Consider the following 7,571-nt stretch of genomic DNA (forward strand, 5'->3'; position numbering starts at 1 on the left):
GTCGTCGGTTCTTCATGAGTGACAGCAATACGAGAAGGGCTGGCTGATGAACAACGACGGGATCATGGTGACCGGGGCGACGGGCGTACTCGGCCGGGAGGTGCTGGAGCGGGTGCGCCGCACCGGGTTGCCGGTGCGGGCGCTCACCCGCAGGGCCGTGCTGCCGGGCGATGCGGGGGTGACCTGGTTCACCGGTGATCTGGCGAGCGGCGCGGGTCTGGACGAGGCGTTCGCCGGCGTCCGTACGATCATTCACTGCGCGACCGACATCCGGCATTTTAAGAACGATATCCCGGCCCTCCGCCACCTGCTGGAGGCCGCGAAGCGAGCCGGGGTCGAGCATGTCGTCAACATCTCGATCGTCGGCATCGACCGGATCCCGTACCCCTATTACCGGATCAAGCTGGAGGGGGAGCGGCAGCTGGCGACGTCGGGAATCGGCTGGAGCAACGTACGCGCCACTCAGTTCCCCGAGCTGTTGGACAGGGCCTTTTCCGTCTTGTCCAAGCTGCCCGTGGTCATCGTGCCGGCCCGTACCGTCTGCCAGCCGGTCGACCCGGGTGAAGTCGCGGACCGGCTCGTCGAGTTGGCGCTGGACGGGCCCGCCGGACAGGTGCCTGACCTGGCCGGGCCAACGGTGTACACGGCAGGCCGGCTGGCCAGGAACTGGCTGCGGGCAGCCGGCAAGCGCCGCCTCGTCCTGCCGGTGCTCATCCCGGGGAAGACCGGCGCGGGCTTCCGTTCCGGGGCTCTGACCGCGCCCGACCGCGCGGTGGGCAAGCGGACCTGGGAGGAATACCTGGCCGAGAAGTTCGCCCGCTGACGTCGACGTGCACACACGAGACCGCTGCGCGGGCGCAGGAGTCGGATCCTGGGCCGTCACGAACGGCCGGTCGGGATGCGAGTCGGACCGACCGGCCGGAAGTGCGCGTCCGGAACCGCGCAGTCGGCACGGGTTGGCGGGCGAGCCCGTCGCCGTCGGCGTGCGCGGTTCGGTTTCGCGATCGTACGGGGGCGTCGTGGAGGCCCACGCGGGGGCACGTGCACGTACGAGTGTGGCGGGCGATTGCCGGGTTCGGGGTCACGGTGTTGATTCCCGGTGGTGACAGCCACGTTGAACCGGAAAACCACCTGCGTGTTTTACCGAGTGCTTCAGGAGATGGTTCCCCCTGCGGTCCAACTTTAGGGTTCTACTCGAGCGCCGCCGCCTTCCGCTCAGGCTCCTGCCGACCCGGGCGCGTCCGGTGGCCGGGAGAAGGAGGAACGCGGGCGCACGGAGCGGACCTGGCGCTGCTCATCGTTGCCGCCCCGGAACGCCGGAGATCCCGGAGGGTGTCGTGCGCACAGCCGAGTCCGGTGTCCGGGGCCCGCAGGACGTCGCTGGGTGCGCTGCGCCCGGCGCGGCGCGGTCCTGGTGGACGAGTCCGTGGTGACGGGTGGCAGCAGCGAGCAGGCGGTCGCGGCGCGTGGTCCGCCGGGCGTCCTCCGCACAGGATTTCCAGCGGACAGATCGGGGTGGCAAGGGCAGGTACCAGAACGACGCGATCCAGCAGCACGGGCAGCAGCTCGATCTCACGGCCGGACAGCTGTCCATCTGGTACGGCCAGCGACTGGCCCCCGAAAGCCCCGGCTACCAGACCGGCGAATACCTGGAGATCACCGGCGCGTTCGACGTGGATCTCTTCGGCCTGGCTCTCCGCCGCGCCCTGAGCGAGGTGGAGGCACGTCAGGTTCACCCAGGACGCCCACGGGGCGGTGAGCCAGCGCGTCGACGTCACGCAGGACTGGCCGCTGCATGTCGTGGACGTGAGCCATGAGGCGGACCCCCGTTCCGCCGCCGAGCGGTGGATGTGGGAAGAACTGGGCCGGCCCGGCGGTCTCGCGCGCCCGCTGTTCACCGAGGCGCTCTTCAAGGAGGCCCCGGACCGGCACCTCTGGTTCCACCGCATCCACCACATCGCGGTCGACGGCCTCGGCGGCTCGGTCATGGCGAACCGGGTGGCGCAGGTCTACAACGCCCTGCTCCGAGACGGCTCCTGCGACGAAGGCGCCCTCGCGCCGATTGAGATGCTGGTCGCCGCCGACGCCACGTACCGCGCCGGTGACGAGCTCGCGACGGACGCGGAGTACTGGCGGGACGCCCTCGCCGGACGGCCGGAAGCGGTCACCCTCAGCGAACGCCGGCCGGAGCGGAACCTCCGGACCCCCGTCCGGCACGTCGAAAGGATGGCGACCACCGAGGTCGCCGGCCTCAAGACCGCGGCACGCGGGTTCCGGACGAGCCTGGCCGGGCTGATGATCGCGGCCACCGCGGCGTATCTGCACCGGATGACGGGCGCCGAGGACATCGTCCTCGGCATGCCCGCCCCCGGCAGGACCGGAGCCGCCCAGAAGGCCGTCCCGGGGATGACGTCCAACATCCTCCCCATCCGGCTCTCGTTGCGTCCCGGGATGACACTGACAGACCTGTTCCGCCAGGTGTCCGAAACCGTCCGCGGCGCCATGCGCCACCAGCGCTACCGCTACGAGGACATCGCACGGGAACTGTGGACCGCCGACGCCGGAGCGCTCTTCGGGCCGGTGGTGAACGTCGTACCGTTCGACTACGGCGTGGGGTTCGGCGACTGTGCGGTCACACCCCGCAGCCTGTCCACGGGGCCGGTCGACGACCTCAACATCAACGTCTTCGACCGTGCGCAGGACGGAAGCGTGGAAGTGGCCTTCAACGCCAACCCCGACTCGTACACGGAAGAAGCCAACGAAACCCACGCACGCCGTTTCCGGTCCCTCCTGGACTGGTTCGCCGGTGCATCCCCCGATGACCGGGTCGGCCAGGCAGAGTTGCTCTTTCCGCAGGAGCGGGAGTCGCTGCTCGGCGGTTGGAACGCGACGACGGGCCCGCTTCCCGGCGAGTTCCGGTCCTTGGTGGAGTTGTTCGAGGCGCAGGTGGGGCGGTCTTCTGGTGGGGTCGCGGTGGTGTTCGGTGAGGAGAGGGTTTCGTACGGGGAGTTGAACCGTCGTGCGAACCGGCTGGCGCGTTCGTTGGCCGCGCGGGGTGTGGGTCCTGAGGGGCGTGTGGGTGTCGCTCTGCCGCGGTCGGTGGAGCTGGTGGTGGCGCTGCTTGCGGTGGTGAAGGCGGGGGCGGCGTACGTGCCCCTGGATTCGGAGTATCCGGCCGACCGGCTGGCGTTCATGCTGGAAGATGCCGCGCCGTCGGTGATCCTGACGGTGGGGTCGGTGGCCGGTGCGGTGCCGGAGTGCGGGGTCCCGCGGCTGCTCCTGGACGATCCGCGGATCGTCGGGGCGCTGGCGGAATGTGCGCCGGAGGACCTGACGGACGCCGACCGCGTTGCCCCCCTGTGCTCCGAGCACCCGGCGTACGTCATCTACACCTCGGGCTCCACCGGCCGCCCCAAGGGAACGGTGATTCCGCACAGCAGCGTGGTGCGTCTCTTCAAGGAGACGGAGCACTGGTTCCACTTCGGTCCCCACGACGTCTGGAGCTGGTTCCACTCCTTCGCCTTCGACTTCTCCGTCTGGGAGCTGTGGGGAGCGCTGCTGTACGGCGGCCGGCTGATCGGCGTCCCCTTCGAGGTCAGCCGCACCCCGGCGGAGTTCCTCGGCCTCCTGGTGCGCGAAGGGGTCACCGTCCTCAACCAGACCCCCTCCGCCTTCCACCAGCTGATGGGGGCGGACGAACAGAACCCGCGGCTCGGACAGGGCCTTGCCCTGCGCACCGTCGTCCTCGGAGGCGAAGCTCTCGACCCCGCGCGGCTCGCCCCCTGGTACGCCCACCACGCGGACGATGCTCCGACGCCGGTCAACATGTACGGCATCACCGAGACGACCGTGCACGTCAGTTACCGCCCGCTGTCCGCGGCCGACTCCGAAACGGTCGCGGCCGGGGGCCCGATCGGCCGGGCCATACCCGACGTGGGCGTGTTCGTACTCGACGGCGCCCTGCGGCCGGTGCCGACCGGGGTGCCGGGGGAGATGTACATCGCCGGTGCGGGTCTTGCCCGGGGGTACTTGAACCGGCCGGGTCTGTCGGCGGAGCGTTTTGTTGCGTGCCCGTTCGGGGCGCCGGGCGGGCGCATGTACCGGACCGGTGATCTGGCGCGCTGGAGCGCCGAGTGTGAGCTGGAGTTCTTGGGACGCGCGGACGACCAGGTGAAGGTCCGCGGGTTCCGCATCGAGCTGGGTGAGATCGAGACGGTCCTGGCCGGACATCACGGTGTGGCCCACGTCGCGGTCGTGGTGCGGGAGGACCGCCCCGGTGATCGCCGCCTGGTCGCCTACGTGGTGCCGGCCGAAGACGCGGACGAGGAGGTGTCAGCCGCCGAACTCCGCCGATTCCTGAAAGCGTTCCTCCCCGCTCACATGGTGCCGTCGGCCTTCGTGGTCCTGAGCGAGCTGCCGGTGACCGTCAACGGAAAGCTGGACCGGGGGGCCCTCCCCCTCCCCGGCCACACCCCCTCGGCCACGGGCCGAGAGCCGGTGACGGAGCTGGAAGCGCGGTTGTGTGGTGTGTTCGCCGAGGTCCTCACGGTGGAGCGGGTCGGAATCGACGACGACTTCTTCGCCCTGGGCGGGCATTCGCTGCTCGTGGTCCGGATGTTGGCGGGGGTGCGGGCCGAGCTCGGGCTGCGCATCGGGGTACGGGAGTTCCTCTCGGCGCCCACGGCGGGGGAACTCGCCCAGCTCATCGAGGGCAGACAGGCGGGGCGTGCGGCGAGTGCCGTGCCCGTGGTGACCGACGCCGAGACGCGGCTCGACGCCGGGATGTGCTTCCCGGCGGCGGGACGAGCGCGCGGGGGCGCGGGTCCGCGCCGGATCCTGCTCACCGGAGCCACCGGGTTCGTCGGTGCCTTCCTGCTGCGGGAACTGCTGACGCGGACCGAGCGGACCGGTGCGGAGGTGCTCTGCCTGGTACGCGGGGAATCTGCGGAGGAGGCGCGGGCGCGCCTGGGCGACGTCATGGGCTCCTACGGCCTGGGCTCGGCAGCGGACGACCCACGCGTCCGCGTCGTGCGCGGCGACCTGGCGGAGCGGGGCCTCGGCGTCGGGCCCGGCCAGTGGCGCCGGCTGGCGGACGGGTTGGACACCATCGTGCACGCGGGTGCGTACGTCCACCACCTCTCGTCGTACGAGCGCCTGAAGCCGACGAACGTCGAAGGGACACGGGAGCTGCTGCGGCTCGCGGCCGAAGGCCGCCCCAAGCGCCTTCACCACGTCTCCACACTGGGCATCTTCCGCGGCGGCCCGCCCCCCCGGCTGATCACCGAGGACTCCGACACCTCGGGCGAGCGCCACCCGTCGGCGGACGGCTACGCGGCCGGCAAGTGGGTGGCCGACCGCATGGTGCAGCACGCCGTCGCGCAAGGCGCCGACGCACGCGTGTACCGGCTCGGCCGGGTGTGGGCGGAGTCGCAACAGGGAGCCGTCAACCCGGACGACATGTACTGCCGCCTGCTGACCACCTGCGCCGCGCTGGGCTGCTACCCGCAGGACGCGGTGGCGCATGCCGACCTCCTGCCCGCGGACGTCGGGGCCCGCGCCCTGGCTGCCCTCATCCTCGACCACGATCCCGCCGACACCGCCGTCGTGCGCCATCTCCATCACTTCGGTCAGACCAGCGCGGAGGCGTTCCTGGGCGTCTTCGACGCAATGCACGGGACACGCACGGAGCCGGTGCCGCTCGGGGAATGGCCGCGCCGGCTCAGGCGCGGCAGCGAAGCGGGCCAGAACCTGAGGTTCCTGCCCTACCTGGACGCATTCGAGGAATACGCCCGGTCCGCCGAGGCGGGAGCCGGGCGTGCGGCCGAAACCTACCGCAACCAGCGGACACTCCACAGCCTGGAGCGGCTCGGCGTGACGGTCCCGGAAATCGACAAAGCGATGATCGCCGCGTTCTGGCGCGGTATTGCGGACTCGGCGCCGGAAAGCGACAGCCGCTGACGCAGTCCAGCGAGTTGCTCCGGGCTGATCGCTCCGGCAGGGGCATGCCTGGACCGTGTGGTCGAAACCGGGCGGACGTCCTCCGGCCGAGCCGAGCCGAGCCACGGTGGAGGCGGTGTCCGGCGGTGTCAAGCCTCTCCGGGATGGTGTGCGGGATCTGCCTCTGGCGCAGGTGGTCGCGGACCTTCCGGGAGGAGTACGCACGGTCGGCAAGGACATGGCTCGGCGGACGCGCGGGCGTCCGCCGCCCCTCCTGGGAACACGGATGGTTCCGTGACTCGCCGAAAGGGGGGCGTCTGCTCGCTGTCCCGCGGTGACCACGGTGGCCAGGACGTGGATGGAGACGTCCTGGTCCACAGGGGACGACCCGACGGTTTGACTTCGGCGCAGCCGGGCAGCCGCCGGAATGACCCGGGTGCGAACCATCCAGCGCATAACGATCGCGAAAGCAGCAAGTCCGGGTGATGCTGGACTGACGCGCGCGCAAGGAGACGCGGAGGGGCAGGAGGCAGGGCCCCTCGGCACGGGATGGTGCAGGAGTCGTCGAGACCGTTCGCAGCCAGCGCGTTGCCGAGCCCGACGCACAGCCCGGTGACCTGAATGGTGTCACCGGATGATGGACATCGGAGACAGGTCGAAGGGCGTCTACCAAGAGCAGACAGGCGTAAAGGAGCTGTTATGCCCAGGGGATCGAGCTCCAAGCGGGAGCGACAATACGAGCACATCAAGGAAAGTGCCGAGCAGCGCGGGGAGAGCACGAAGCGGGCCAAGGAGATCGCGGCCCGTACGGTGAACAAGGAACGGGCGCGCTCGGGCGAGTCCCGCACCGCCAGTAAGAGCTCGGTCCAGGACAAGTCCTCCTCCCAGCGAGGCGGAGAGCGATCGGGCAAGGGTTCACAGGGCCCGACCTACGACCAGCTCTACGCCGAGGCCCAGCGCCGCAACATCCACGGCCGGTCCTCGATGAACAAGGCCGAGCTGAAGCGATCGCTCGGCCGTTGAAGGAATAGCCATGTCAGCCCGGGACCACGACAAGCGCAACCCCGTCACGGCCCACCCCCGGCCGGACTTCCCGGACCAGAAGCAGCCGCACCCGGGCTGGACCGGGCCCATGGACCCGCCACCGGATCACGGCGAATCGTCGTACGAGGGTCACGGCCTCCTCGATGGGCGTGCGTCGGTCATCACCGGCGGTGACTCCGGTATCGGCAGAGCAGTGGCTCTCGCCTACGCACGCGAAGGCGCCGATGTCCTGTTCACTCATCTGCCCGAAGAAGCCGAAGAGGCCGGGGAAACCTCCCGGCTCGTCGAGGAAGCGGACCGCAAGGCGGTGGCGGTGAGCTGCGACATCCGCGAGGAGGTACAGTGCCGGGCCCTGGTCGAGCGTGCAGTCGAGGAGTTCGGCCGCATCGACGTTCTGGTCAACAACGCGACGTACCAGATGTCCCAGCCGGACGGAATCACCGCCATCTCGACCGAGCAGTTCGACCGCGTGATGAAGACGAATCTGTACGGCATGTTCTGGCTGTCGAAAATGGCGCTGCCACACATCCCGAAAGGCGGGAGCATCATCAATTCGGCGTCGGTGCAGGCGTACAAGCCCAGTCCGCATC

The 7,571-nt window shown here is 70.0% G+C and carries 4 protein-coding genes and 1 pseudogene; all 5 read left to right on the forward strand.

Features of this window, described 5'->3' with window-relative positions:
* Positions 1 to 46 precede the first annotated feature (46 nt).
* Positions 47 to 823, forward strand: a complete 777-nt coding sequence (locus ACWGI8_RS07300; RefSeq protein WP_453659133.1) for an SDR family oxidoreductase — start codon at positions 47 to 49, stop codon at positions 821 to 823.
* A 917-nt stretch (positions 824 to 1,740) separates the two neighbouring features.
* Positions 1,741 to 4,695: pseudogene (locus ACWGI8_RS07305) on the forward strand (non-ribosomal peptide synthetase); the annotation flags it as partial.
* Positions 4,696 to 4,782: 87 nt separating this feature from the next.
* Positions 4,783 to 5,958, forward strand: a complete 1,176-nt coding sequence (locus tag ACWGI8_RS07310) for a thioester reductase domain-containing protein (RefSeq protein ID WP_453659163.1) — start codon at positions 4,783 to 4,785, stop codon at positions 5,956 to 5,958.
* A 678-nt stretch (positions 5,959 to 6,636) separates the two neighbouring features.
* A complete protein-coding gene (locus tag ACWGI8_RS07315; RefSeq protein WP_453659134.1) occupies positions 6,637 to 6,960 on the forward strand; it encodes a plasmid stabilization protein in 324 nt (107 codons plus the stop codon).
* A 10-nt stretch (positions 6,961 to 6,970) separates the two neighbouring features.
* Positions 6,971 to 7,571 (forward strand): SDR family NAD(P)-dependent oxidoreductase (locus ACWGI8_RS07320; RefSeq protein WP_453659135.1); only part of this gene is annotated, 601 nt, incomplete at its 3' end.

The sequence above is a fragment of the Streptomyces sp. NPDC054841 genome, assembly GCF_053611045.1.